Source organism: Streptomyces sp. NPDC039430, assembly GCF_055639435.1.
On record NZ_JBVKAK010000001.1, the window covers coordinates 407,534 to 431,188 of the forward strand.

Annotated in this window: 27 protein-coding genes and 2 pseudogenes; 10 read left to right on the forward strand and 19 right to left on the reverse strand. The window is 70.1% G+C overall.

Annotated elements, in window-relative coordinates:
* Positions 1 to 8: 8 nt before the first annotated feature.
* On the forward strand, positions 9 to 977 hold the full coding sequence (gene efeU / locus ACZ7LS_RS01695) for an iron uptake transporter permease EfeU (RefSeq protein WP_382518520.1): 969 nt from the start codon (positions 9 to 11) through the stop codon (positions 975 to 977).
* On the forward strand, positions 901 to 1,857 hold the full coding sequence (locus ACZ7LS_RS01700; protein WP_469448240.1) for an SCO2278 family lipoprotein: 957 nt from the start codon (positions 901 to 903) through the stop codon (positions 1,855 to 1,857). Before efeU ends, ACZ7LS_RS01700 begins: the two co-directional genes overlap by 77 nt.
* 275 nt (positions 1,858 to 2,132) lie before the next feature.
* Here the strand turns inward: ACZ7LS_RS01700 and ACZ7LS_RS01705 are convergent, their stop codons facing one another.
* Both ACZ7LS_RS01705 and ACZ7LS_RS01710 read right to left on the reverse strand, forming a co-directional pair.
* Entirely contained in the window at positions 2,133 to 2,885 is a 753-nt protein-coding gene (locus tag ACZ7LS_RS01705) for a bifunctional DNA primase/polymerase (protein ID WP_382518514.1), read from the reverse strand.
* Positions 2,886 to 3,172: 287 nt separating this feature from the next.
* Positions 3,173 to 3,808 (reverse strand): TetR/AcrR family transcriptional regulator, encoded by a 636-nt coding sequence (locus tag ACZ7LS_RS01710; RefSeq protein ID WP_382518511.1) that lies wholly within the window; start codon positions 3,806 to 3,808, stop codon positions 3,173 to 3,175.
* A gap of 245 nt (positions 3,809 to 4,053) precedes the next feature.
* Between ACZ7LS_RS01710 and ddaH the strand changes: the two are divergent.
* Positions 4,054 to 4,902 (forward strand): annotated as a pseudogene (ddaH, locus tag ACZ7LS_RS01715) (dimethylargininase); the annotation flags it as partial.
* Between the two features lie 197 nt (positions 4,903 to 5,099).
* Positions 5,100 to 5,399 carry an Imm50 family immunity protein gene (locus ACZ7LS_RS01720; protein WP_385130093.1) on the forward strand — a complete coding sequence of 100 codons (300 nt, stop codon included), beginning with the start codon at positions 5,100 to 5,102 and terminating at the stop codon, positions 5,397 to 5,399.
* A 390-nt stretch (positions 5,400 to 5,789) separates the two neighbouring features.
* Here ACZ7LS_RS01720 and ACZ7LS_RS01725 read toward each other — a convergent pair whose 3' ends face one another.
* Both ACZ7LS_RS01725 and ACZ7LS_RS01730 read right to left on the reverse strand, forming a co-directional pair.
* Positions 5,790 to 6,578, reverse strand: coding sequence for an ABC transporter permease (locus ACZ7LS_RS01725; RefSeq protein ID WP_382664212.1), 789 nt, complete (start codon positions 6,576 to 6,578; stop codon positions 5,790 to 5,792).
* Positions 6,575 to 7,588 carry an ATP-binding cassette domain-containing protein gene (locus ACZ7LS_RS01730; protein WP_385130090.1) on the reverse strand — a complete coding sequence of 338 codons (1,014 nt, stop codon included), beginning with the start codon at positions 7,586 to 7,588 and terminating at the stop codon, positions 6,575 to 6,577. Before ACZ7LS_RS01730 ends, ACZ7LS_RS01725 begins: the two co-directional genes overlap by 4 nt.
* 102 nt (positions 7,589 to 7,690) lie before the next feature.
* Here ACZ7LS_RS01730 and ACZ7LS_RS01735 point away from each other — a divergent pair.
* Positions 7,691 to 7,753 (forward strand): annotated as a pseudogene (locus ACZ7LS_RS01735) (hypothetical protein); the annotation flags it as partial.
* A 35-nt stretch (positions 7,754 to 7,788) separates the two neighbouring features.
* Here the strand turns inward: ACZ7LS_RS01735 and ACZ7LS_RS01740 are convergent.
* The 10 genes from ACZ7LS_RS01740 to ACZ7LS_RS01785 form a co-directional block, all read right to left on the reverse strand.
* Entirely contained in the window at positions 7,789 to 8,631 is an 843-nt protein-coding gene (locus ACZ7LS_RS01740) for a DUF4097 family beta strand repeat-containing protein (protein ID WP_385130088.1), read from the reverse strand.
* A 122-nt stretch (positions 8,632 to 8,753) separates the two neighbouring features.
* Complete coding sequence (locus ACZ7LS_RS01745) at positions 8,754 to 9,272, reverse strand: hypothetical protein (RefSeq protein ID WP_382518498.1); 519 nt, start codon at positions 9,270 to 9,272, stop codon at positions 8,754 to 8,756.
* Between the two features lie 364 nt (positions 9,273 to 9,636).
* The gene (locus ACZ7LS_RS01750) at positions 9,637 to 10,137 is read right to left on the reverse strand and encodes a hypothetical protein (protein ID WP_382874674.1); all 501 of its coding nucleotides are present in this window, start codon (positions 10,135 to 10,137) and stop codon (positions 9,637 to 9,639) included.
* A 94-nt stretch (positions 10,138 to 10,231) separates the two neighbouring features.
* Complete coding sequence (locus tag ACZ7LS_RS01755; RefSeq protein ID WP_385130086.1) at positions 10,232 to 10,465, reverse strand: DUF397 domain-containing protein; 234 nt, start codon at positions 10,463 to 10,465, stop codon at positions 10,232 to 10,234.
* A 76-nt stretch (positions 10,466 to 10,541) separates the two neighbouring features.
* Positions 10,542 to 11,399: a helix-turn-helix domain-containing protein gene (locus ACZ7LS_RS01760; protein ID WP_385130084.1), complete on the reverse strand. Its 858-nt coding sequence runs from the start codon at positions 11,397 to 11,399 to the stop codon at positions 10,542 to 10,544.
* Positions 11,383 to 11,634 carry a DUF6879 family protein gene (locus ACZ7LS_RS01765; protein WP_471063445.1) on the reverse strand — a complete coding sequence of 84 codons (252 nt, stop codon included), beginning with the start codon at positions 11,632 to 11,634 and terminating at the stop codon, positions 11,383 to 11,385. Before ACZ7LS_RS01765 ends, ACZ7LS_RS01760 begins: the two co-directional genes overlap by 17 nt.
* 138 nt (positions 11,635 to 11,772) lie before the next feature.
* Positions 11,773 to 12,042, reverse strand: a complete 270-nt coding sequence (locus tag ACZ7LS_RS01770; RefSeq protein ID WP_382518487.1) for a hypothetical protein — start codon at positions 12,040 to 12,042, stop codon at positions 11,773 to 11,775.
* Positions 12,039 to 12,212, reverse strand: coding sequence for a hypothetical protein (locus tag ACZ7LS_RS01775; RefSeq protein ID WP_385130080.1), 174 nt, complete (start codon positions 12,210 to 12,212; stop codon positions 12,039 to 12,041). Before ACZ7LS_RS01775 ends, ACZ7LS_RS01770 begins: the two co-directional genes overlap by 4 nt.
* Positions 12,209 to 12,418: a hypothetical protein gene (locus tag ACZ7LS_RS01780; protein WP_382664225.1), complete on the reverse strand. Its 210-nt coding sequence runs from the start codon at positions 12,416 to 12,418 to the stop codon at positions 12,209 to 12,211. Before ACZ7LS_RS01780 ends, ACZ7LS_RS01775 begins: the two co-directional genes overlap by 4 nt.
* Entirely contained in the window at positions 12,405 to 12,560 is a 156-nt protein-coding gene (locus ACZ7LS_RS01785) for a hypothetical protein (RefSeq protein WP_385130078.1), read from the reverse strand. Before ACZ7LS_RS01785 ends, ACZ7LS_RS01780 begins: the two co-directional genes overlap by 14 nt.
* 116 nt (positions 12,561 to 12,676) lie before the next feature.
* Here ACZ7LS_RS01785 and ACZ7LS_RS01790 point away from each other — a divergent pair, with 116 nt between their 5' ends.
* Positions 12,677 to 13,510 carry a helix-turn-helix domain-containing protein gene (locus ACZ7LS_RS01790; protein WP_382518482.1) on the forward strand — a complete coding sequence of 278 codons (834 nt, stop codon included), beginning with the start codon at positions 12,677 to 12,679 and terminating at the stop codon, positions 13,508 to 13,510.
* Complete coding sequence (locus ACZ7LS_RS01795; RefSeq protein WP_385130076.1) at positions 13,507 to 13,713, forward strand: DUF397 domain-containing protein; 207 nt, start codon at positions 13,507 to 13,509, stop codon at positions 13,711 to 13,713. Before ACZ7LS_RS01790 ends, ACZ7LS_RS01795 begins: the two co-directional genes overlap by 4 nt.
* On the opposite strand, the gene ACZ7LS_RS01800 is transcribed toward ACZ7LS_RS01795, so the two are convergent.
* Positions 13,710 to 14,714, reverse strand: coding sequence for a small ribosomal subunit Rsm22 family protein (locus tag ACZ7LS_RS01800; protein WP_382518477.1), 1,005 nt, complete (start codon positions 14,712 to 14,714; stop codon positions 13,710 to 13,712). The genes ACZ7LS_RS01795 and ACZ7LS_RS01800 overlap by 4 nt on opposite strands.
* Before the next feature lie 324 nt (positions 14,715 to 15,038).
* Here ACZ7LS_RS01800 and ACZ7LS_RS01805 point away from each other — a divergent pair, with 324 nt between their 5' ends.
* The gene (locus tag ACZ7LS_RS01805) at positions 15,039 to 16,337 is read left to right on the forward strand and encodes a hypothetical protein (protein ID WP_382518474.1); all 1,299 of its coding nucleotides are present in this window, start codon (positions 15,039 to 15,041) and stop codon (positions 16,335 to 16,337) included.
* Between the two features lie 149 nt (positions 16,338 to 16,486).
* Here ACZ7LS_RS01805 and ACZ7LS_RS01810 read toward each other — a convergent pair whose 3' ends face one another.
* The gene (locus ACZ7LS_RS01810) at positions 16,487 to 17,983 is read right to left on the reverse strand and encodes a Bcr/CflA family multidrug efflux MFS transporter (RefSeq protein WP_382664233.1); all 1,497 of its coding nucleotides are present in this window, start codon (positions 17,981 to 17,983) and stop codon (positions 16,487 to 16,489) included.
* A gap of 174 nt (positions 17,984 to 18,157) precedes the next feature.
* Between ACZ7LS_RS01810 and ACZ7LS_RS01815 the strand changes: the two genes are divergently transcribed.
* The gene (locus tag ACZ7LS_RS01815) at positions 18,158 to 19,132 is read left to right on the forward strand and encodes a Gfo/Idh/MocA family protein (RefSeq protein WP_385130073.1); all 975 of its coding nucleotides are present in this window, start codon (positions 18,158 to 18,160) and stop codon (positions 19,130 to 19,132) included.
* Between the two features lie 149 nt (positions 19,133 to 19,281).
* Here ACZ7LS_RS01815 and ACZ7LS_RS01820 read toward each other — a convergent pair whose 3' ends face one another.
* Entirely contained in the window at positions 19,282 to 20,976 is a 1,695-nt protein-coding gene (locus ACZ7LS_RS01820) for an alkaline phosphatase D family protein (RefSeq protein WP_385130071.1), read from the reverse strand.
* A gap of 152 nt (positions 20,977 to 21,128) precedes the next feature.
* Here ACZ7LS_RS01820 and ACZ7LS_RS01825 point away from each other — a divergent pair, with 152 nt between their 5' ends.
* A complete protein-coding gene (locus ACZ7LS_RS01825; RefSeq protein WP_382518467.1) occupies positions 21,129 to 21,899 on the forward strand; it encodes an SDR family oxidoreductase in 771 nt (256 codons plus the stop codon).
* Between the two features lie 147 nt (positions 21,900 to 22,046).
* Here the strand turns inward: ACZ7LS_RS01825 and ACZ7LS_RS01830 are convergent, their stop codons facing one another.
* Both ACZ7LS_RS01830 and ACZ7LS_RS01835 read right to left on the reverse strand, forming a co-directional pair.
* Positions 22,047 to 23,069, reverse strand: a complete 1,023-nt coding sequence (locus tag ACZ7LS_RS01830) for an aldo/keto reductase (RefSeq protein WP_385130069.1) — start codon at positions 23,067 to 23,069, stop codon at positions 22,047 to 22,049.
* A 97-nt stretch (positions 23,070 to 23,166) separates the two neighbouring features.
* On the reverse strand, positions 23,167 to 23,574 hold the full coding sequence (locus ACZ7LS_RS01835; RefSeq protein ID WP_382518462.1) for a hypothetical protein: 408 nt from the start codon (positions 23,572 to 23,574) through the stop codon (positions 23,167 to 23,169).
* Between the last annotated feature and the right edge of the window lie 81 nt (positions 23,575 to 23,655).

A 23,655-nucleotide genomic window follows, 5' to 3' on the forward strand; every position in this document is an offset into this window, starting at 1 on the left:
GTTCCGGCGTGTTCGGAAACTATCTGATCGGTCTGCGCGAGGGCCTTGAGGCCAGTCTCGTGGTCTGCATCCTGGTCGCGTATCTGGTCAAGACGGAGCGGCGCGACGCGCTGCGCCCCGTCTGGCTCGGGATCGGGGTCGCGGTCCTCATCGCGCTCGGTTTCGGCTTCGGGCTCGAATTCGGCTCGCAGGAGCTGACGTTCGAGGCGAAGGAGGCGCTCGGCGGCTCGCTGTCGGTCCTCGCGGTGGCGCTGGTGACCTGGATGGTCTTCTGGATGCGGCGTACGGCGCGGCATCTGAGGTCGGAGCTGCACGGCCGGCTGGACGCGGCGCTCCGGATGGGCACGGGGGCGCTGGTCGCGACCGCGTTCCTGGCCGTGGGCCGGGAGGGCCTGGAGACGGCGCTGTTCGTCTGGGCGTCGGTACGCGCCTCCTCGGACGGCAGCCACGCGCCGCTGATCGGTGTGCTGCTCGGTATCGCGACCGCGGTGGTGCTCGGCTGGCTCTTCTACCGGGGCGCGCTGCGCATCAATCTGGCCAAGTTCTTCACCTGGACCGGCGGGATGCTGGTGATCGTCGCGGCCGGTGTGCTCGCGTACGGCGTCCATGACCTCCAGGAGGCGCGCTTCCTGGGCGGCCTGTCCAGCAAGGCGTTCGACATCAGCACGACGATCCCGCCGGACAGCTGGTACGGCACGCTGCTCAAGGGCGTCTTCAACTTCCAGCCGGACCCGACGGTCCTTCAGGTCACCGTCTGGTGCCTGTATCTGGTCCCGACGCTCGCGCTGTTCCTGGCGCCGGTAGGGTTGGGGCCGGTCAGTCGGGGTCAAGGAGCAGAGGCGGCCGATGAGCAGGCGGGGAAGGCCGATTCGGGCAGCGGCGGGGCTCGCGACGGCGATCGTGCTGTCGCTGACGGCGAGCGGATGCGTGACGGTGCACGGGGAGCTGGCGGTACTGCCGTCGGCGGACCGGAGTGAGGCCACGCGCGCGCTGAAGGATTTCACCGACGCGTACAACGCGGCGGACAAGGCGTACGATCCGGCGCTCGACGCGGCCCGGGTGACCGGCGCGCTGGGCGCGATCAACCAGGCCGGTCTCAAGGCGCGCAGCATCACGGACCCGGACGGCAACCCGGCGCATCAGCCGCTGGAGCTGACCGACGCGACGTTCACGATCCCCAAGAAGGCGGGCTGGCCGCGCTGGTTCGTCGCGGACACCGACAGCAACCGCGACGCGGACGACAGCGGCCCGCAGGACACGCGCTGGGTGCTGGTCTTCGTACGCAACGGGCCCGACGACCGGTGGAAGGTGCCGTATCTGACGATCCTGGCCGCCGGCGAGGTCCCGGAGTTCGCGACCGACAAGGACGGCTGGGGCGAACCGGTGGCACCGGACAGCGAGGCGCTGGCGGTGGCACCGGGCAAGCTGAGCGAGGCGTACGCCGCGTATCTGCGGGGCGGTACGGACGGTACGGCGAAGACCTTCGCGGACGGGCCGCACACGGACGGATGGCGGGAGACCCGCGAGAAGAACGCGCGGCTGCCCGGTCTGGTCACGCAGTACGTCGACCAGCCGCTCGACAAGGGCGACTTCGCCCCGCTGGGGCTGACGACGAAGGACGGCGGCGCGCTGGTCTTCTTCGCCACGCGGTACTTCGAGCGGCAGACGGGCGCGAAGGGTGTCGCGCCACGGGTGAACGCGGACGTGCGGGCGCTGATGACGGGCCAGATACGGAACACGCTCACCAAGGAGTGGGTCTCCAGCCAGGTGGCGCTGGTCCCGCGGGCCGGGGCGGATACGCCGGCGGTGGAGGTGGCGAGCCGCCTTCAGGGGGTCACGGCGGCGAAGGGGTCGTAGGGACCTGTCAGTAGGGACCTGTCATGCGGGCGGGCCGGCCGGGACGGCCGGGACGCTTCGTGTCGTCGGCAGGCCAGCGGTCCGGCCCAGCGGTCGTCGGCCGGTCAGCTGTCCGGCGGCTGTGGCGGCGGGCGTCGGCCGGTCAGCTGTCCGGCGGTCGTTGCAGCCCCGCAGCTGTCGGCGGCTCAGCGGCTGCCGACGGTCGTCGCGGTCGCCAGCGGCCCGGCGGCTGTCGGCGGACGTCGCCGGTCGGTCGGCGGACATCGACCGGTCGGTCAGCGGCCCAGCGGCCAGGCCACCGCGTGCGGGTCCAGCTCGCCATTCTCGCCCGCGTACCGGGCACACGCGTCGGTCAGGGCCTCCAGCAGCGTCAGCGGATCCGGCAGCGGATGCTCGGGGCCGCGCAGCCACCGCACCGACAGCTCGCCGGGCAACTGGGCAGGGGGGACGAGCACATAGCTGCCCCGGCAGTGCCAGCGCAGCCCCGGGTGCTCGTCCATCGTCTCGGGGTGGCAGTCCAGCTCACAGGGCCACCACTCGTCCTCGTCCTCGGGGGTGCCCCGGGTCGCGGTGAAGAAGAGCATCCGGTCGCCGCCGGAGTCCGCCACCGGCCCGACGTCGATGCCCTGTTCGAGCAGTCGCTCCAGCGCCCGGCTGCCCGCTTCGAGCGGCACGTCGAGAACGTCGTGGATCATGCCCGTCGCGGTGATGAAGTTGGCCTCGGGCTGGTTGCGCGCCCACCGTTCGATCTGCGCGCGATCGGTCGTGGACTGCGTCTGCCAGGCGAAGGACAGGGGGTGCCTGGCCGGGGTGGGACAGCCGATCCGTTCACAGGAACATCGGTAACCGACGGGGTGGGCGGCGGGCGAGACGGGCATACCGGCGGCCGCGACAGCGAGCAGCAGCGCCTCCCGGCCGGCCACGTCCCCGTCGAACGCGGAGCCGCCGGCGCTCTTCTTGGGGCGCCTGCGCAGCCACTGGGGAATCCTGCTCTCCGTGCCGCGGTAGCGGCCGAAATCGTCGCCCATCGATCCCCTCACACCTCATGCTCGTCCCTGCGGACTCTCCCCATGCTCCCACCATCCTGCTCCCCGGGTGGCCGCGAGCCCCCACCGGGGTCTGGGCAGGAGTCCGCCACCACGGGGCGAATCGCGGCTTACGAGGCGATATATGGCCCCGTGTGGAGGCTTCGGGACCGGTGGCTTTCACCACATCCGCCCCGGATGCATCGACGCGCCCCCGCGCGCCCCCCGGCGCTCGGACGGCTCCGGGCGCCCGGAAAGCCCCCCGTCGACCCCCGGCAGCACCCTGGCACTCAGTGCCGCGTGGACGGCCTCGGGGCCAGCCCGCGCAGCGCGTACTCGACGATCGTGTCGGCGTACTCGTGCGTCAGCGGAAGCGTCCGCAGCAGCCAGCGATGGGCGACGGGACCGACCAGCAGCTCCAGGGCGATACGGGGATCGAGGTCCTGCCGCGCCTCCCCCGCCTCCTGGGCGGCACGCAGCCGCCTGACATAGAGCTGGAGCTGCGGTTCGAGCATCGTCTTCGCGAATTCGACGCCCAGTTCGGCGTTGATGATCCCCTCGGCGGCGAGCGCGCGGGAGGGCACTTCGTACTTCGGGTCGTTCATCTCGTCGACCGTGGCGCGCAGGACCAGCTTGAGATCGGCCTCCAGATCGCCCGTGTCGGGGATCTCGTGGACCTCCTCCCCGCCGTCCGCCGCGCGTGCCGCCTGCTCGGTGAGGTCGAGGAAAGCCTCCAGCAGCACGGCGCCCTTGGAGGGCCACCAGCGGTAGATCGTCTGTTTGCCGACGCCGGCGCGGGCCGCGATGCCCTCGATCGTCGTCCTGCCGTAGCCGACCTCGCCCACCAGGGCGAGGGCCGCGTCATAGATCGCCCGGCGTGAACGCTCACTGCGCCGGGTGGAGTCGGGTGCCCCGCTGTCAGCCATGACGTCAATCTACAACCGGGGAGGCGGTACGTATCGTCTCGTGTACCGGCACGTACAGGCGCGGACCGGCGCGGGGAACCACCCGAACGGTTGACAGCGCATGGGCCCCGGGAAGCGGACCATGGCTTCACGCACATCACGCGTCCCCCTACACGCACACACACCACAGGTGCCCAGCAGCCCCGCAGCCCCGCAGCCCCGCACCCCCGCACCCCACCCCCCGTCGCCCCACCCCCACCCCCACCCCCCGCAGCAACGCAGCTCGTGAGGAGCCCCCCTTGCCTCGTGACGCCTCGCCCCGCCGCTATCTCATGTGTCCGCCGCACCACTTCGCGGTGACGTACTCGATCAACCCCTGGATGAACCCGGCGAAGCCGGTGGACCTGCCGCTGGCCCTGGCCCAGTGGGAGGACCTCCGCGACCGCTATACGGCGCTCGGCCACACCGTCGCGCTGCTGGACCCCGACCCCGGCCTGCCGGACATGGTCTTCGCCGCGAACGGCGCCACGGTCATCGACGGCCGCGTCCTCGGCGCCCGCTTCGCCCACCCGGAGCGGCATCAGGAGGCGGAGGCGCATCTGAACTGGTTCCGCGCCCACGGCTACGCCGACATCCGCGAGCCGGTGCACATCAATGAGGGCGAGGGCGACTTCGCCGTCACCGCCACGTACCTCCTGGCCGGACGCGGCTTCCGGTCCAGCCCGCTCTCGCACGACGAGGCACAGGAGTTCTTCGGCCGGCCGGTGATCGGCCTCGATCTGGTCGACCCCCGCTACTACCACCTGGACACGGCCCTCTGTGTACTGGACGACGCGGCCGACGAGATCATGTACTACCCCGACGCCTTCTCCCCTGGCAGCCGGGCCGTACTCGCCCGCCTCTTCCCCGACGCCCTCATCGCCGAGGAACCGGACGCGGCGGCACTCGGCCTGAACGCGGTGAGCGACGGCCGCCATGTCCTGCTCCCGCAGAGCGCCGCCGGACTCTTCGCCCCGCTGCGCGACCGTGGGTTCGAGCCGCTGGGCATCGACCTTGGGGAGCTGCTCAAGGGCGGTGGCAGCGTGAAGTGCTGCACGCAGGAGCTACGGACCTGAGGACGCGGACGCCACTGCGCTTCCCCGGCCAGTACTTCGACCCCGAAACCGCGATAGTAGCGACTCAATCCTGGTCGGCCACCTGAGCGCGTTCACTGCTTCGGACAGGGGATGGGACACCGGTCCACGCAACTTCCTGGGGCGAGTCGACTCACGACGTTTCCGATCCCTTCCCGACGCTCACGAGAAGACCTTCTATGAGCACCTCTGACTGGCCGTCCTTTCTGGACAATCCGCAGAGCATCAACGCCCTGTACGACCAGGAACCGGATCTCAACTCGTGTGACCTGTTCTCTTTCCTCCTGGATGAACGCGGGACCAGCATTACTCTGGGATTCGAGACCCCGCACATGCCACAACACGGACGCCACGAGTGGGATTCCGCGAGCGCCAATTCATTCGAGTTCTGTCTCACGTTCTCCGATGTGCGGCAACCGTTCCATCCAGGGATGGAACGGCCCCGCCGACAAGGACATTACGTTCACACGAGGCCTTGATGGCGACATCCAGCACTCCACGCTGGGCGGAAGCCCTCGAAGCCTGCGGTCTGACCGTCCTTGACGGCGAAGTTCCCTCCTCGGCCCCACCGGTCCTCACCGCCATCCAAGCGGTAACGGGAATCGACGTCGAGCCGACCGTTGCGGTACAAGAGTCGCCGGGGGTCGCCGGGGATTGTCGTCCACAAGTTCGAGTGACGCGCGAACTACCGGACGAGCTGGGGCGCGACAGCGAGACGGCACATGTGCGCGAGAAAAGGGATCTGCAGGTAGACCTCAGGGCGGCGTACGCCGACGGGGGGTCGGGGTACGCCGCCCTTGGCCGCCCTTGAGAGAGCGAGTCGCGGGCCGTGGGCCTCAGGGCCGTTGATGCTGACCGGTTCTTCTCCGTTACTTCGGTTCGCGGTTGAACAGCGACGTGGACCAGAAGTAGCCGAGCACGACCAGCCCCAGGCACCAGGCCACGGCCAGCCACCCGTTGTGGCCGATCTCGCTGCCCTGCAGCAGCCCGCGCAGGGTCTCGATGGCCGGGGTGAACGGCTGGTACTCGGCGATCGGCCGGAACCAGCCCGGCATCGCGTCGAGCGGTACGAAGGCACTGGAGAGGAGCGGCAGGATCATCAGCGGCAGGGCGTTGTTGCTGGCCGCCTCGACGTTCGGGCTGGACAGGCCCATCCCGACCGCGATCCAGGTGAGCGCCAGAGCAAACAATGTGAGGAGCCCGAACGCCGCGAGCCACTCCAGGGCCGTGGCGTCGGTGGAGCGGAAGCCGATGGCCACCGCGACGGCACCGACGAGGGCCACACTGGCCACCGATTGCAGCACGCTGCCGATGACATGCCCGATCAGCGCGGACCCGCGGTGGATCGCCATCGTGCGGAAGCGGGCCATGATGCCCTCGGTCATGTCATTGGAGACGGACACCGCGGTCCCGATCGTGGTGCTGCCGATCGTCATCAGCAGGAGGCCCGGGACGAGGTACGCGAGGTACGCGGAGCGGTCGGCTCCGCCGCCGATGCCCGCGCTCATCGCGTCGCCGAAGATATAGACGAAGAGCAGCAACAGCATGATCGGCGTCAGCAGCAGGTTCAGCGTCAGGGACGGGTAGCGCCTGGCGTGCAGGAGGTTGCGGCGCAGCATCGTGGACGAGTCGCGTACGGCGAGGGAGAGGGCGCTCATCGGACGTTCTCCTTGGGCTGGTTGGGCTGGTTGGGCTGGTTGGGCTGGTTGGGGACATTGGCCGGGCCGGTGAGGGCGAAGAACACGTCGTCGAGGTCGGGCGTGTGCACGGTCAGTTCGTCGGCCTCGACGCCGGCGGCGTCCAGCCCGTCGAGGATGGAGCGCAGTTCGCGCTGGCTGCCGTCGCTGGGGATCCGCAGCGTCAGCGCTTCGTCGTCCCGGGTGACCTCGCGCAGCGCGACGGCGGCGCTCTGGTACGTGGACGGGTCGGAGAAGCGGAGTCGTATGTGTCCGCCGGGGATGAGCCGCTTCAGCGCGTCGACTGTCCCTTCTGCGGCGATCTTGCCGTTATTGAGCACGGCGATGCGGTCGGCGAGTTCGTCGGCCTCGTCCAGGTACTGGGTGGTGAGGAAGACGGTGACGCCGTCGGAGACCAGTTCGCGGATGATGCCCCACATGGCGTGGCGGCTGCGCGGGTCGAGACCGGTGGTCGGCTCGTCGAGGAAGAGGATTCGCGGGTTGCCGACGAGGGTCATGGCGATGTCGAGGCGGCGCTTCATGCCTCCGGAGTAGCTCTGGGCGGGCTTCTTGGCAGCGTCGACGAGGTCGAACCGCTCCAGGAGTTCGGCGGTGACCCGCCGCCCCTCGCGCTTGGACAGGTGGTGCAGGTCCGCCATGAGGAGCATGTTCTCCTCACCGGTGATCAGCCCGTCCACCGCGGAGAACTGCCCGGTGACACCGATCGCGGCGCGTACTCCGTCCGGTGACGTGGCGATGTCGTGGCCCGCGACCTGGGCCTGGCCGCCGTCGGCGGCGATGAGTGTGGACAGGATCTTCACGGCGGTGGTCTTGCCTGCGCCGTTGGGGCCGAGCAGCGCGAACACGGACCCGGCCGGGATACGCAGATCGATGCCGTCGAGAACGGTCTTGCCGCCGTACGACTTGCGCAGACCGACGGTGGAGATGGCGACCGGCGACGGGTGATCGTCACCCTGACGGGATGCGGACATGGACATGACAGAAGAAGGCATGGAGCCCTCCCGTTCGAAGGCTGAAAGCGGCTGGGGTGGAGTGAGCTGAGGGAGCTGAAGTCGGTCCGTCCGGGGTCAGACCTGGACCGGTCGGACCTGGACCGGTCGGACCTGGACCGGTCGGACCTGGACTGGGCAGACCTTGGCGGGGCAGACGTTGGCGGGTCGACCTTCGCGGGTCAGACCTTGGCGCGGCGTACGTCGATGTTGCCGTGCCGGGTGCGGGCGCGGACCTTGACGGTGTCCTCGGTCTCCTCCGGGGTCTCGGACGCGGTGAGCGTGTTGCGCACCTGGCCCGAGCCCGAGCTGACGTCGAGCCAGGCGGCCGTACCCTCGCGGACGCCGACCTCGATGGCGCCGTAGGAGGTCTCCAACTGGACCGTGCCCCGGGCCACTTCGCCCACCCGCAGCGTGCCGTGGGCGGTGGTGGCGGTGACCGAGTCCTCGGCGCGCCGGATCTCGATGTCACCGTTGGCGCCGCTCACTCGCAGCTCGCCGGTCGCGGCGTCGACGGTCGTGGTGCCGTGGGAGTTCTTCAGGACGGCGGGGCCGTTGACGAGGCCGAGGCGCAGGCTGCCGGAGCTGGTGGTGATCTCGGCCTTGCCCTCGACCCGGTCCACGGTGATCGAGCCGTGCGACGCGGTCAGCCTCAGCGGCCCGGTCGTGTCGAGGCGGACGTCGCCGGACGAGGTCTTCACGCGGACCTCGCCGAGCCGGCCCTCGCCGAGCACCTGTGTCCAGGCGCCGGTCATGTCGACGCTCGAACCCGTGGGCAGTTCGACCGTCACGTCGACGGCGCCTGTGCGGCCGAACAGATTGGACTTGGGCGTCCTGACGGTCAGAACGCCGCCCGCGTACGTGACCTCGGTCTGGTCGGCCGTACGCACGTCCAGGTCCTTCTTGGTGTCGCGGGGGCGCACCTCGACGACGGTGTCGAGGCGGTCGCCCGCGGTGAACTGGAGGGAACCGGCCTCCACATGCGCGGTGACCGAGATCGGTTCGGGAGTGTCGAAAGAAGGCATGGTTGTCCCGTCCTCTTGGGTCTCTGGGACGTCCCCGCTGGTGGGACGCGGTGTGACTGAAGTCGTGTGTGTGAAGCCGTGTGAGTGAAGCCGTGAGTGAAGCGGTGCCGGCGGGGGCGCGGTCAGCGCACCCAGCCCGTGAAGCTCTGCCCGAGGGTCCGGGCCTTCTCCGTCGTACGCGGCCGGGTTCCGCCGTCGACCGCGGCCGACACGGCCCGCACCAGCCACGCGTTGACCGACAGGCCCTCGCGGCTTGCCGCCTCCTCCGCGCGCGCCTTGAGGTGGGCCGGAAGGCGCAGATTGACGCGGGCGGTGCCGCCCTCGTCGCCGTCGGCGAGCGTCTGCGCCTTGAGTGGTTCGAGAGGAGCGGCCGGCTCCGCGGAGGCGCCGCCGTCGGTGGGCGGTGGCGTCACCACGAAGTCGGGGTCGAGCCCTCGCAGCCGTACGTCGACCGAGCCGGGGGCGATTTCACGGGTGATCTCATCCATCGCGGCGGAGAGCACATTGAGCATGATCAGCCGGGTCGCCGACTCCAGAGGAGCGGTGAGCCTCTCGGCCAGCTCACGGGCTTCGTCGCCGCCGGCTTCAGCGGCCACCGCGAGTTCGCGGCGGAGGGTGTCGACATACGGGGTGAGGTCCATGACGCCATGATGGCACCACAATGGCTCCACGCGCAACCCATGAAGTGACACCACCCCGCCAGCGCCCGACACGGCGCGCCTGACCTGCAAAAACGCGATGGCACCCAGCTGCGCGATTGTGGCACCACACGCGCTCCCGCACCTTCGGGAGCGCGGAGTGGCGCCGGATGGCACCGGATGGTGCCGGGTGACGCCGGGTGGTGCCACTACCGCCAAGCCGCATCACCTGGCGCCATGCGATGTCGCAACGCGGTCGACGCGCGAACGTCCGCCTGCCCCCTCGCGGAAGGCGGCTGGCCCAGGGCCGGGCGAGGCGATCGACCGGGCGTTACGGATCGTCGCACCAGTTCAGCAAGGCAGGCGCTCACCGGTCGTCACCAGCCAGTCGGCGAGGGCAGACCAGTTCAGGAACCGAACGGTTCGGAGAGCACGTCACCAGCGCAAGGGACAGGAACGAGGGACGTTCGAGGTAGATACCCAACGACACGTCGCCACCCCACCCGAGCCGTTCGACGGCGGAGTTGACGAGCATGCTCACATGCGTGGTCTCCCGGACCGCGTCGGAGTCGAAGCGGGGCGCGTACTCGGCCAGTCGGTCGCCGAGCCAGGCCGCCGCCTCCTTCGGCTCCTCCCAGGTGCCAAGGATGGAAGACCTGGACTTCATCAGCCAGTGCGCCGTCTCAATGGGCGGCAGGTTGGATCGCGGGAACTCGACCACGACCTCTCGGTACCGCTCCTGTAGCCGTAACCGTTCCCCGTCGCCCGGTGCTGCCGCCGGGGGCGGCTCGGGATGCGGTGGGCGCCGCAGACCTTCCTCGTCGAAGCGTTGTTTCGAGCCGGTCCACAGGTAGGCATGGTGGTGCAACGGTCGTTCCGTTCGACTCGGATGAGAGGGGAGGACCCACCGGCCCCGACGCTCGGAGGAGGCCGGGACCGGCAGGGGCGAGTCCGTGAGGCCGTCAGACCGGGACACCGAATCGCGCGGGGTCGATACCGGCCGTGCTCAACTCCTCCGTGGAGAACCGCAACGGCTCCACGCCCGGTCGCTTACTGTCACCCAGCGCCCAAGCGTCCTCGCCGATCCGGGCGAGGGTTACGCGTGACTCCCCGTCCGGGTGTGTGTTTCCGCCGCACGCCTTGGCGAACGTGGCTCCGTCGATGTCGAGCGCGTACAGGTCGGTTCCATTCAGCATCGATACGCCTTCCTGGTGAGGGGAAATACCGAGTGGTTGGATCCATCATCGCGCCCGACCAGGCATATACGGAGCGCTAGTTGCGTTGACGCATAAAGGTGGCTGCCGCCTCTTCCAAGTAGGCGGAAGCATCACCACCCGTTAGCGCGTGCGCCCAAAAAAGATCGAACAGATTCAGATGCTGGATTACATCTCTCGGATCGCGCAGCACCACTTCACCGGAGAACAGTTCGACAGTCACCAAGCGGTCGTCATAGACGACGAAGATATTCATCGGGGTGCCCGGAACCTGGGCCGCTTCGGGAACGATCCCAATCTCCACGTTGGGCTTCCCGTTGACCTCGGCCATGTGCGCGCACTGGGCCGCCATGGTCTCAGCACGTGCACGCCGCCACCTGACAGCCTGCTCAGTCATCAGAAACCAGAAGGACCGCGACGCGTCGTCCAGGATGGCCTGACGGTCCATGCGGGCCTGTACCGCTCGCGCAACGTCCCTCCTCGGGTCACCGGCGACGGTCGGCGACAGTGTCTCTGTCGCATACTCACGGACATGCAGCAAGCCCGTGGGAACAGCCGGCAGGAAATGCCGTATCACACGGGCCGAGCACTCAAGGGCTTTGAGTTCCGCCTGCTTGTGGTAGAGACCGACACGCGCGTGAGCACGCCAGGACACGTAGTCAACGTTTGCCCTACGCGCCAGACCAAGAATCCCTTCGACGACTTCATGGGGTACGGCAAGCGCCTTGAGGATACGTTCGACATCCAGAACAGTCGGTAGCGCTCTGCCGGTTTCAATGCGACTGATCTTCGTTTGGCTCATGTTGCAGCGAAGCGCCAACCGCTCGCCACTCAGACCGGAAGCACGGCGAAGGCCCCGAAGGGCCTCCGCCAGATCTCTGCGCTCGCGTGCTTGATTTTCAGGTTCTATGGGCACTGAACGGTACTGCGCTTTCCAGGGCGAGATCCCGCCATACGAGATACGCGTCGATGTGCGGGTCCTGGATCAGTTCCCGATTGATCTGCGTCCCGTCAGGGCGATAGTTCAGATGAACCACGACGGCCTCGTCGAAAAGCCAGAAGTCCTGCTCAGGCAGTCGGGGTTCGGTTGCTCCGTCACATCGACTATTTGGTAGTTCTCTCCGGCTGCCACATTCCCCGGGATGCACCACTCGAACAGCCCTCCCGCAATCACCCGCAGTTCTTCCACTGCGACCTCCTCCGGTCTATGTGCTCCGAAAGTTACGGACGGTCGCACCCACGCCACAAGACGGGCGCGCTCTCAAGTCACCAAGTCGCATAGAACGGAGTCAGAGGCCCTTCAGGCGGGTCCGGTGGAGCCGGGCGAGAGCGAGCAGTTGGCGTTTCTCGTACGGCGTGGCGGGGCGGAGCGAGATGTGGCGGACCTGCCAGCGGAGGCCGGTAGGGCGCGTCAGGAGGACCATCGGGCCGGCGAAGCCGCTGATCTCCGCCGGCATGTCGTAGTGACGGTCGAAGACCGCCATACCGACGCGGAGTTCGCCCGGCCCCGGCCGCGACACCGGCGGCGGTCGCGGCAGCGCTCGCTTGAGAGCGCTCACCTCCAGTCCCCCGAGCGGCGGGACGGATGATTGCGGAGTTCGTCGTTCCAGTCCCGCACCATGGGGCCATCGCCGACGGCCCGCGCCTCCTCACGCTGGCGGCAGAGCGCCGCGCACACGTCGCACCCGGCCGCGGGCGCCGGCTCAAGTGCCGGTACCGGCACGGTCATCGCTCGTCCTCGCCGGACTGGGGTGCCGAGTCGGGGCACGACGGGTGACCGCAGACGCACGGCGGCCACTTGAGCGCGTCACCGGGAGCGACATCCGCGCCCTCGGCGCCGGGGTCGTACGCGTAGGTCGGTACGACGAGCGAACCGTCCACCCCGTACGCGGCGATCATCAGCGACAGACGCCTGCGCGCCTCACTTCGCCTCATCGGCCAGCCTCCGCAGTCCCCGCTCCACGCGCCGCGTCAACTCCGCTGTCGGCTGGGCGAATTCACCCGGCACCCAATCGGGGATCAGTGTGATCACCTCGTAGTCCTCGGTGGCCGAGGCCAGTGCTTCCCTCTCCGCCATTGGTGCGCCCCTCCGTCGTCGTGGCATTACTGTGTGTGTTCAAGATTCGGCATGCGTGCCTTCGCCGAACAGGGTTGAACGCACGTCAACGGGCCTGGGGTGAGGGAGGAAGAGCTATGGCGGACGAACCGAAAGGGCCGGTGGGACCGGTCAGCGGAGCTGCCTACTTCGGCAACGAGGTGCGGGAGTGGCGGCTGGCCAGAGGACTGAGCCAGCGGGAGGTGGGCGCACCGGCGCGGTACGCACAGCAGTACGTGGCGAAGGTGGAGGCCGGGGACCGGATGGCGAGCCCGGAGTTCGCCGCGGGCTGCGATCAAGTCTTCGGTACGCCAAGGACGTTCGCCCGGCTACGGGATCGGTGTGCCGAGAAGGGCGGGTATCCGGACTGGTTCGAGCCGTACGTCTTGCTCGAACGGCAGGCGTCCGCGATCCTGAACTTCAGCAACGGGCTGGTCGCGGGTCTGTTGCAGACCGAGGCGTACGCTCACGCGGTCTTCCGGAAGGGGAACCCGACCGATTCCCCAGAGGAGACCGCCGGGAAAGTCGGGCAACGATTGAAGCGCCGTCAGGTACTGGAGCGCGAGAATCCCCCGCTGGCGTGGGTCGTCCTGGACGAGTCCTGTCTACGGCGCATGGTCGGCAGTCCGGCGGCGATGGCTGAACAGATGGCACACCTGATCGCGGAAGCAGAATCCCCTCGCTTCACCCTTCAGGTGCTCCCGTTCGATTCCGGGGTATCCGCTTGGCATTTGGGGTTTACGCTTTTGAAGTTCCCCGATGATGAGCCCGACATGCTCTACCAGGAAACGCTGGGAGCGGGCCATGTGACCGACTCCCGGAAGATCGTGGCGGATGCGAGCGTGCTCTACGATCGGCTACGGGCCGACGCCCTCTCACCGGAAGCGTCGGTCGACATGGTGCGCAAGACAATGGAGGAATGGAAGCAATGAGCATGTTCGATCTCTCCGGCGCTCAGTGGGAAAAATCCAGCTACAGCAGCACTACTGGCGGCGAGTGCGTCGAGTTCGCCCGCAACCTCGTCCCCTCCGGCATCGTCCCCGTACGCGACAGCAAGTCCCCCACCGGGCCCGTCCTCCTCCTCACCCCCGCCGCCTGGAGCGACTTCGTCGTCTTCGCCGCCAACGACAACTAGCTTTCGTACGGCGGCCAGCTGTCGCCCCAGGCCACATCCCTCGCCGCCCGGTAGAGCGCGCCGTGGCGCTTGGTGACCGTGTCGCGGCGCAGGCCGTCGTCCCTCGTGCACAGGTCCAGCAGCACCTGGCCCTTGCGGATCTGCGGCTTCCGCGTCACCCGGGCTCCCGCCGGGTGCGCGTCGGACCGTACCGCAGCCACATAGCTGAACTTCTCGTCCTCGTACGGCAGCGAGCCGCCCTTGACCTGGCGGTGCAGGGAGGAGCGGCTGACCCGGGCCGCGAAGTGGCACCAGTCCGCGCCCCGTTCGATCGGGCAGGCGCCGTCGTGCGGGCAGGGGGCGGCGACGCGGTAGCCCGCCGCGATGAGCTGATCGCGCGCCTCGATGATCCGCAGATAGCCGTCGGGCGTACCGGGCTCCACGATCACCACGGCCTGTCCGGTGCGCGCGGCCTCGGTGACGAGCGCGGTGCGGTCGCGTCCGGTGAGTTCCTTCAGTACGTACGAGACCGTCACGAGATCGCTCTCCGGCAGCTTCAGCGCCGCGTCGATCCTGGTCTGCCGCCAGTCCGCCGCACGGAGCGCGGGCGCTCCCGAGGCGGCGGCCAGTTCGCGGCCGAGGGCGAGTGCGGGCTCCGCCCAGTCGAGGACCGTGGTGGTACGGGGCTCCGCCCACGTCGCGTCCGCCGCCCAGACCGCCGCTCCCGTACCGCCGCCCACGTCGACGTGGCTGCCGGGCGCCCAGCCGGGCGCGGCGTCGGCGAGGGCCTCCAGCGCGGCCCGTACCGCCTCGAAGGTGGCCGGCATCCGGTACGCGGCGTACGCGGCGACGTCGGAACGGTCACGGAGTACGGGCGCGTCGGTCGGTGTGGTGCCCCGGTAGTTGGCGATCAGCCGATCGACGGCCTGTGCGGCCTGCTTGGGCGGCAGCCCTTCGAGCACTCCGGCGAGCGCCGCGCGCAGTGCCTCGGCGGTGGGAAGGGCAGAATCGGCGGGGTTCACCGTGGAATTCTGACATGCGGCCCGATCCGGGGCGTGCCCGCCGAAGCGGGCCGTCACAACGGCGACACAAACTGCGGCGGGCACAGCCTCAGTTGCTACGCTGGCGCTTCTTGTCCGGCAGCCGCTCTCACGGGGGAAAACTTGAGTCGGCTCATGAGACAGCCGTGAGACAGCAGGGGAACCATGAAACTGAGGTTCGTGCGTGGGCCCCGACGGGTCGGCGTACCCGGCGGAGGCCGTTTCTCCCGCGTAAACCGCTTCTCCCGTGGGAGCGGTTTCTCGCGCGGGGGCGGTGAGGGGACCGTACGGCAGCGGGTCGTACGTATGACTCTGGTCGTCGGGGTGATCGTGCTGGCGATGCTGCTCCTGCTCGCCACCTGCGGCGGGAACAAACCCGCCAGGACGAAGGAAGACAACGCGCCCAAGAAGCCCGTGGCGAATGTCGCGGACCGGGCGCCACGGCTCAGCGTGCCGGACGGATACGACGCCGCGCGCGGCTGGGAGGTCGTCGACGGCTCCCCCGACTTCGCGATCGCCCATGACACGAACAGGGTCGCCTATCTGGAGCGGGCCGGCGCGGACCGGTTCCGGCTGCGGACGCTCGACCCCGAGACCGGCGAGCGCGGCTGGGACGGGGAGCCCTGGCGGCCGCTGTTCACCCCCGACCGGTTCCCCCGGCTGCTGTCCGTCAGCAAGGACGACCAGGAGTACTTCGTCACCTGGTCGTACGGGAGGCTCAACCCGGACGCGCTGCGCCCCGCCGACTCGATCATCTCGCTCGACATCTACAACGCGGCCGACGGCTCCCGCCTGCGGGTCGAGACCCCCTGGGCGGACGCGCCGAAGGTGAGCGCCACGGGACCCGCCATTCTGATCAGCGACGGCAAGGCCACCAGCGCGGTCATCGATCCGGCGACCGGCGACGTGGTCAAGGTCCCGCCGGGGTCGCTCGGCTACCCCAAGGGCTGCAAGGAGTGCCGCAAGCTGACCGAGGTGCACGGGGTCACCACGAAGGGGCTGCTGGTCGGCGGGGCCAAGGAGTTCTGGGTACGCGGCGGCTGGTTCAGCAGGCAGGGCGCGCCGAAGGACACCGAGACCGCCTCGGGCGTGCCCGCCTCGATGGCGAGCGGCTACATCCTCGCCAAGTGGCAGAAGAAGAAGGGCGCCAAGGACGCGGGTACGCATGAGGTGTGGGCGGTGCACGACGCGGCGACCGGCAAGGCGGTGGCGCAGGCGCGGTGCCGTAAGCCGGCGATCAAACCGGCCGAGGACCCGCGTCTCGTCGCCTCCCCCGACGGCCGTTTCCTGATCGCCGGGAGGCTCGCCTTCGACCTGGACGGGAAGAAGGCGTACTGCTTCGAGGAGTCGGACGGCACCCAGCCGCTGACCCTGACCACCGTGTCGGACGACGGCACGGCGTACGGCGCGGTGAGCGCCCGCAACACGGCGGACGCGCTGGCGGGCGGCGGCAACCCGGTCACGGTGGATCTCACGACCGCCACGCCCGAGGCCCTGGAGACCAATGTGCGGCTGCCCAGTGCGGAGGCGTCGGGAGTCGGGCTCTTCCGCTGGACGGACTCGAAGGACCGGCCGCATCTGATCGGCTATCCGCGCCAGGACTGACGGACGGAGGGCCGGGGGCCGGGCCCCGGGCCCCTGCCCCCGGCCCCAGGACCTCTAGGGCCCGCCTCCGGGGGGCCGAGGGGCCGGGGGGGGGGCCGAGGGGCCAGGGGGTCCGGGGCCGGGGAACGGATAGGGGGCCGGGGAACGGATCAGGCGTCGGCGGCCGGGCGCTCCATCGGCCGCTGGTGCTCCCACGGCCGTACGAAACCGAGGAAGCAGCCGAGCGAGCCGACCGCGCAGACCAGTTGCACGACCGCCATCGGAACGGCCGTGTCCTCCCCCGCGATCCCCACCAGCGGCGAGGCGATCGCGCCGATCAGGAACGACGACGTACCGATCAGCGCGGACGCCGAGCCCGCCGCGTGCGGGGTCCGCATCAGCGCCGAGGCGTTGGTGTTGGGCATCGCGAGCCCCATCGCGGACATCAGCACGAACAGCGCCGCCGCGACCGGGAAGAGCCCCACGGACCCGAACACCCCGGACGTCATCAGCAGCAGGGCCAGCGCGGCGACGGTGATGACCATGAGCCCGAAGCCCAGCACCCGGTCCATGCTGACCCGGCCGACGAGCACCTTGCCGTTGATCTGGCCGACGGTGATCAGACCGATGGAGTTGACGCCGAAGAGCAGGCTGAAGGTCTGCGGCGAGGCGCCGTAGATCTCCTGCACCACGAACGGCGACGCCGCGACGTACGCGAACAGCGCCGCGAAGGCCAGACCGCCCGCCAGCATGTAGCCGGTGAAGATCCGGTCCGCGATCAGCCCGCGCATCGTACGCAGCGCCGCGACGGTGCCGCCGCTGTGCCGCTTCTCCGGCGGCAGCGTCTCGTGCAGCCACTTCCAGACGACGAGGGTGAGGAGGACGCCGACCACCGTGAGGACGGCGAAGATGCCGCGCCAGTCGGTGAGGCGCAGTACCTGTCCGCCGATCACGGGCGCGATGACCGGCGCGACGCCGGAGATCAGCATCAGGGTGGAGAAGAAGCGCGCCATCTCCACGCCGTCGTAGAGATCACGCACCACCGCGCGGGCGATCACGATGCCCGCCGCTCCGGCCAGCCCCTGGAGGAGGCGGAAGCCGATGAGGAGTTCGGTGGTGGGCGCGAGGGCGCAGATCGCGGTGGCGAGTACGTAGACGATCATGCCGAGCAGCAGCGGCCGGCGCCGTCCCCACTTGTCGCTCATCGGTCCGACCACGATCTGGCCGAGCGCCATGCCCGCCAGGCAGGCGGTGAGGGTGATCTGAACCGTCGCCGCGGGTGAGTTCAGCGCGCGGGTGACCTCCGGCAGGGCCGGGAGGTACATGTCCATGGACAGCGGGGGCAGCGCGGTGAGCCCGCCGAGTACGAGGGTGACCAGAAGCCCGGCGCGGCGCGTGGTGGCGGCGCGCTCCTGCGGGGGTACGGGCGGGCCGGCCCCCGGGGCCTGCGGGGCCGTCTGCTGGGATTGCGAGGCTTGCAGGGCTTGCGGGGCCGCTTGCGGAGCTTGCTGGGATTGCGAGGCTTGCTGGGCTGCTCGCAGAGTTTGCTGGGCTGCTTGCGGCGCCCGCGGAGGCGTCTGCCGCTGTTCCGGAATCGGTGCCGAGCGACGCTGCTCGGGCGTTATATGTCCTTTACGTCCTTCGGTGGTTCGGCCGCCGTCCGGCATTCCTGTCTCCATGTCGTTGAATCCGTACCTATGCTCTCAGCTCAGCGGGAGCGGTCGAGACCTTTATTTGGGGCAGCCATGGCAACAGGACACACGTCACCACCGCAGGCGACACCGCGGGTGTCATCGCAGGCGACACCGCGGGTATCGGACGGGAGGCCCGTCCGGTGGGGTGTGCTGGCGACGGGCGGGATCGCCGCGCGGTTCACCGCGGACGTCCAGGAGCTGCCGGACGCCGAGGTGGTGGCGGTGGCCTCGCGCACCGACGCGGCCGCGAAGGAGTTCGCGGGCCGGTTCGGGATCCCCCGGGCGTACGGCGACTGGGCCGGGCTCCTCGCCGACGAGGAGGTGGACGTCGTGTACGTGGCGACTCCGCACTCCGCGCACCGGTCCGCCGCGGGACTGGCCCTGGCCGCCGGGAAACCGGTGCTGTGCGAGAAGGCGTTCACGCTCAACGCGCGCGAGGCAGGCGAGCTGGTGTCGCTCGCCCGGGAGCGCGGTCTCTTCCTGATGGAAGCCATGTGGATGTACTGCAATCCCGTCATCCTGCGGCTGGCCGAGCTGGTCCGGGACGGCGCGATCGGGAGGATCCGTACCGTCCAGGCCGACTTCGGCCTCCAGGGCCCGTTCGACGCCGGCCACCGGCTGCGCGATCCGGCGCTCGGCGGTGGCGCGGTGCTCGATCTCGGGGTCTATCCGGTCTCCTTCGCGCAGTTGCTGCTGGGCGAGCCCGACCGCGTCCAGGCCGACGCGCTGCTCTCGCCCGAGGGCGTCGACCTCAACACCGGGATGCTGCTGGGCTGGGACTCCGGGGCGACGGCGCTGCTGACCTGTTCGGTGACGGCCGGGACTCCGGTGACGGCGATGGTGACGGGCACGGCGGGCCGGATCGAGGTGCCGTCCGGTTTCTTCACGGCGGACCGGTTCGTACTGCACCGGGACGGCGCGGATCCCACAACCTACACAGCGGACGGGCCGATGCACGGCCTCCAGTACGAGGCGGCCGAGGCGATGCGCTGTCTGCGGGCCGGCGCGACCGAATCCCCGCTGGTGCCGCTGGACGGCACGCTCGCGGTGATGCGGACGCTCGACGCGGTACGGGACCGTATCGGCGTCCGCTTCCCCGCCGACGACGCCGGACCGGCTTGAGCCCGTAGGGACCGGCCGGGACAGGGCCTGCCGCCGGACCCGCCGGACCGGTCCGGCGACCCGCCGGACCGGTCCGGAAGCGCCGTCCCCCGGACCGGTCCGAACGCGCCGTCCGCCCGGCCGTTCCGAACGCGCCGTCGTCAGCCCCCTCAGACCGGCTTGAGCCCCGGGTCGCCCGTCTCCGTCACGAAGGACGCCGCCGTCGTGACCGGGGCGCCGGGCGTCGTGATGACCTTGACCGTCTTGAAGTCCGCGCGCGCCTGCCGCTCGCCGAGCGTCACCGTGACGTAGCCGCGCCGCCCGTTGTAGAACTTCATGTGCGGGTTGGCCTCCATGAACGTCGCCCAGTTGGACGGCCGGTCCGTGCCGTCCTTGCCGCTGGAGATGGAGGTGGCCACGATCTCGGTGCCGAGCGTGCGCGACTCCGGGTTGTCCCAGTCCTTCTTCAGGTCGTAGGCGTAGCCGGTGTGCACGTCCCCGGTCAGCACCATGAAGTTCTTGAGACCGGCCGCCTCGACCCCGTTCAACAGCCGCTGCCGCGAGGCCGGGTAGCCGTCCCACGAGTCCATCGACAGCTTGTAGCCGGCCGTCGGCAGATCGCGGCGCCGGGCGAAGGTCACCTGCTGGGGTACGACGTTCCAGGTCGCCGTGGACTTCTTCCAGCCGTCCAGCAGCCACCGTTCCTGGACCGGTCCCGTCATCGTGCGCCCGGGGTCCTCGGACTGCGGGCCGGGCAACTGCCAGCCGTCGCCGTACGCCTGGTCGTCGCGGTACTGGCGGGTGTCGAGGATGTCGAACTGCGCGAGCCGTCCGAAGCGCAGCCTGCGGTAGAGCCGCATGTCGGGACCGTTGGGCCGCTGCGGCGCGCGCAGCGGCTGGTTCTCCCAGTACGCGCGGTACGCGGAGGCCCGGCGCAGCAGGAACTCCTGAGGCGGTACGTCGTTCTCGGGGACGTCCCCCGCGTAGTTGTTCTCGGTCTCGTGGTCGTCCCAGGTGACGACGAAGGGGTGCGCGGCGTGCGCGGCGCGCAGATCCGGGTCGGACTTGTAGAGCCCGTAGCGCATCCGGTAGTCGTCCAGCGTGACGGTCTCGCGGTTGAAGTGCGCGGGCAGCACGCGGTCCTGGTAGGCGCGGGCGCCGCCCGCGGAGTTGACGGCGTACTCGTAGAGGTAGTCGCCGAGGTGGAAGACCACATCGAGGTCCTCGGCCGCGAGGTGCTTGTAGGCGGTGAAGTAGCCGTCGTGGTACGCCTGGCAGGAGACGGCGGCGAAACTCAGCGCGCTCGTCCTGGCGTTCGCGGCGGGCGCGGTACGGGTGCGGCCGACCGCGCTGATCCAACTGCCCGTGCGGAAGCGGAAGTAGTAGACCCGGCCGGACTCAAGGCCGGGGACCTCGACACGCACGCTGTGGGCGAACTCCGGGTGCGCGTCGGTCTCGCCGCGCTTGACGATCCGGCCGAAGGCCGCGTCGTGGGCCAGCTCCCACCGTACGGAGACGCGGTTGGCGGGCAGGCCGCCGTCGGCCTCGTACGGGCGGGGCGCGAGCCGGGTCCAGAGCAACACGCTGTCGGGGCCCGGGTCCCCGGAGGCGACGCCGAGGGTGAAGGGATCCTCGGTGATCTTCCTGGCGTCCAGCTCGGCGGCGCTCGCGACACCCGTGCCGGGGAGATTGACGGCGAAGGCGAGCGCGGCGGCGGCAGCGGTGCCGGTGAGGAAGCGACGGCGGCCGAGGTGTGCGGCGGCGGCTCTGAACTCGGCGGAATGGCTGCTGCCCGGTGTACGGGTGGCCGGTGTACGGGTGGCCGGTGTACGGGTGGCCGGTGCGTGACGAAGTACAGGTGTCATGTGCCCCTCCCCTGACGGCGGCTGTCAACTCGCATTGCAGTCGGGGGCGAAGGCGCCCTGTTGTCGTGCGCACAACATACGCATGGCGACTGGATGAGGACCGCGTGCTGCGCCAAGTTGTACCCCACGTAACGCGCGTACCCTGCCTGACCATGGACGCCATGCGGAACATCAACACCAAGGGGCGAATCGCCGTGGTGACGGGTGCCGGCTCCGGCATCGGGCGCGCGGTCGCGAAGGCGCTGAGCGGCGCGGGCTGGTCGGTGGTACTGGCGGGCCGCCACCCCGAGACGCTGGAGGAGACGGCCCGCGCCCTGGAGGGCGACACGCTGTCCGTACGGACCGATGTGTCGGAACCGGGCGACGTGGACGCGCTGTTCGCGGCGGTGGGCGAGCGGTACGGGCGCCTCGATCTGCTCTTCAACAACGCGGGCACGTTCGGCCCCGGTGGTGTGCCTCTGGAGGATCTGCCGTATTCGGCCTGGCGGAAGGTGGTGGACACGAATCTGACCGGTACGTTCCTGTGCGCGCAGGCGGCCTTCCGGCTGATGAAGGCGCAGGACCCGCAGGGCGGCCGGATCATCAACAACGGCTCGGTCTCGGCACACGCGCCCCGGCCCGACTCGGTCGCCTACACCGCCACCAAACACGGCATGACCGGGCTCACCAAGTCGCTGTCGCTGGACGGCCGTCCGTACCGGATCGCCTGCGGGCAGATCGACATCGGGAACGCGGCGACGGACATGACGGAGCGGATGCGGCGGGGCGTACCGCAGGCTAACGGCGAGCTGGCGGTGGAGCCGGTGATGGATGTGGCGGATGTGGCCACGACGGTGCTGCACATGGCGGAGCTTCCGCTGGAGGCGAATGTGCAGTTCGCGACGGTGCTGGCGACGGGGATGCCGTTCGTGGGCCGGGGCTGAGGGAAGCGGGGCAGCCGCGTACCGTGCCCGCCGGGCCGGTGCCCCACCCCGTCCGGACGGCCGACGCGGACGGGGTGGGGCAGGCAGTCCCTACCGGACCCGTCCGGCGGCAGCGCTACGCGGCCGGCAGGCCGTCCGGCGGCAGGGCTACGCGGCCAGCAGGTCGCGGATCTCCTTCATCTGGCCGTCGCGCAGCGGCCCGTACGCGAGAGCGCCGGCGTTCTCCTCGGCCTGGGCGACCGAGCGGAAACCGGGGATCGGCACCGTACGCGGGCTGCGCGCCCACAGCCAGGCCAGCGCGCCCTGCGCGAGGGTGCGGCCGTCGCTGGTGAGGACGTCCCGTACGGACTCGACGCGCGCCGCCCACTCGGGCGCCGGCACCCCGCCCTCCGCGAACCACCGCAGCCAGGCGGGCGGTACGGCACGGATGTCCCGCCCGCCGCCGGTCACACCCCGGCCACCGCTCCCGGCCCCCGGCCTCCCGGCCAGCAGCCCCATCGCGAGCGGACTGCGGTTGACGCTCGCGAGGTCGCGCTCCGCGCACAGCGCGAGCATCTCCGGCGCGTCCTGGAGCACATTGCACGCGTGCTGCACGGCCGCGCAGTGCTCCCCCTCGGCGAAGAGCGCCGCGCGCTCCGGGTCGTCGGTGCTCCAGGCGTACGCGCGGATCAGCCCCTCGCGTACGAACTCCTCGCAGAGGTCGCGGAGTTCGGCTGCCCGGTCGAGCGCCGCGTCGGACAGATGCAGCTGGTAGAGGTCGATGTGATCGGTGTCGAGCCGGCGCAGCGACGCGGTGAGCGCGCGCCGGGCGTACGCGGGCGTGTCATCGGCGCCCGTCAGGGTCTTGGTCGCCTCGTCGCACACGTTCCCCCACTTGGTGGCGATGACGACCTCGTCCCGCCGCCCCCGCACCGCGCGCCCGAGCACCCGCTCACTGTGGCCGGTGCCGTACGCGTCGGCCGTGTCGAAGAAGGTGACCCCGAGTTCGACGGCCCGCCGGATCGCGGCCACGGACTCCTCGTCGTCGACCGCGCCCCAGCCGAGCGGACGACCGGCGGTGTCCTGCCACTCACCGCCGATCGCCCAGCACCCGAAGCCGAGCGCGCCGACGGTGATCCCGCCGCGTCCCAGTGCTCTGCTCGCCAGTGTTCTGCTCTCCATGGAATCCATGGGGGAACGCTAGGAGTTGGAGCGCACGCGAGGACAAGCGGTGCCACACGACTCGGCGGCACCCCCGGCTGCCCCACCCCCGGCGACGCCCGCGGTGTCATCCGAAGAACCGGCGCAGCAGCCAGTCCGGCATCACGTCCGCCTCCCGGATGGGCGGACCGAACTCGAACCCGTGCCGTCCCGCGTGCCCCTCAGGAAGACAGCAGCTCTCCTCCGACACGTTCCCGGCCAGGAACTTCTCCGGGCACGACTCCAGCCGCAGCAGCTCACGCTCCGGCCCGTACTCCTCCGTGTCCGGCCACCGCGCCCACATGACCCACGGAGCCACCGTCTCCGTGCCGCGCACGCACTGCGCGATCACATGGTGCAGCCCCTCATGCCCCGACTCCAGCGCACACCACAGCAACCGCTCGGACCGGAACCCGCCCTCAAGCCTGCCGAGCGCGGCCATCTCGTCGTCGAGAAAGAGAATCCGCCCGGGACACGACACCTGATGAATCGACACAGCCGACCACCTCCGGTCCGCCAGTGTGCCGCCGCGCCCGGCCCTCGTCAGCGAATCGCCCCCACGTCACCCGTGAGCGCG

Excerpts from the sequence above, each read along its gene's own strand:
- ACZ7LS_RS01805 (WP_382518474.1), top strand. The coding sequence starts at position 15,039 with ATGACTCTGGTCGTCGGGGTGATCGTGCTGGCGATGCTGCTCCTGCTC.
- ACZ7LS_RS01720 (WP_385130093.1), top strand. The coding sequence starts at position 5,100 with ATGAGCACCTCTGACTGGCCGTCCTTTCTGGACAATCCGCAGAGCATC.
- ACZ7LS_RS01775 (WP_385130080.1), bottom strand. The coding sequence starts at position 12,212 with ATGACCGTGCCGGTACCGGCACTTGAGCCGGCGCCCGCGGCCGGGTGC.
- ACZ7LS_RS01820 (WP_385130071.1), bottom strand. The coding sequence starts at position 20,976 with ATGACACCTGTACTTCGTCACGCACCGGCCACCCGTACACCGGCCACC.
- ACZ7LS_RS01825 (WP_382518467.1), top strand. The coding sequence starts at position 21,129 with ATGGACGCCATGCGGAACATCAACACCAAGGGGCGAATCGCCGTGGTG.
- ACZ7LS_RS01730 (WP_385130090.1), bottom strand. The coding sequence starts at position 7,588 with ATGTCCGCATCCCGTCAGGGTGACGATCACCCGTCGCCGGTCGCCATC.
- ACZ7LS_RS01740 (WP_385130088.1), bottom strand. The coding sequence starts at position 8,631 with ATGCCTTCTTTCGACACTCCCGAACCGATCTCGGTCACCGCGCATGTG.
- ACZ7LS_RS01745 (WP_382518498.1), bottom strand. The coding sequence starts at position 9,272 with ATGGACCTCACCCCGTATGTCGACACCCTCCGCCGCGAACTCGCGGTG.
- ACZ7LS_RS01705 (WP_382518514.1), bottom strand. The coding sequence starts at position 2,885 with ATGGGCGACGATTTCGGCCGCTACCGCGGCACGGAGAGCAGGATTCCC.
- ACZ7LS_RS01810 (WP_382664233.1), bottom strand. The coding sequence starts at position 17,983 with ATGCCGGACGGCGGCCGAACCACCGAAGGACGTAAAGGACATATAACG.
- ACZ7LS_RS01725 (WP_382664212.1), bottom strand. The coding sequence starts at position 6,578 with ATGAGCGCCCTCTCCCTCGCCGTACGCGACTCGTCCACGATGCTGCGC.
- ACZ7LS_RS01780 (WP_382664225.1), bottom strand. The coding sequence starts at position 12,418 with ATGAGGCGAAGTGAGGCGCGCAGGCGTCTGTCGCTGATGATCGCCGCG.
- ACZ7LS_RS01755 (WP_385130086.1), bottom strand. The coding sequence starts at position 10,465 with ATGCTGAATGGAACCGACCTGTACGCGCTCGACATCGACGGAGCCACG.
- ACZ7LS_RS01830 (WP_385130069.1), bottom strand. The coding sequence starts at position 23,069 with ATGGATTCCATGGAGAGCAGAACACTGGCGAGCAGAGCACTGGGACGC.
- ACZ7LS_RS01790 (WP_382518482.1), top strand. The coding sequence starts at position 12,677 with ATGGCGGACGAACCGAAAGGGCCGGTGGGACCGGTCAGCGGAGCTGCC.
- ACZ7LS_RS01795 (WP_385130076.1), top strand. The coding sequence starts at position 13,507 with ATGAGCATGTTCGATCTCTCCGGCGCTCAGTGGGAAAAATCCAGCTAC.
- ACZ7LS_RS01785 (WP_385130078.1), bottom strand. The coding sequence starts at position 12,560 with ATGGCGGAGAGGGAAGCACTGGCCTCGGCCACCGAGGACTACGAGGTG.
- ACZ7LS_RS01710 (WP_382518511.1), bottom strand. The coding sequence starts at position 3,808 with ATGGCTGACAGCGGGGCACCCGACTCCACCCGGCGCAGTGAGCGTTCA.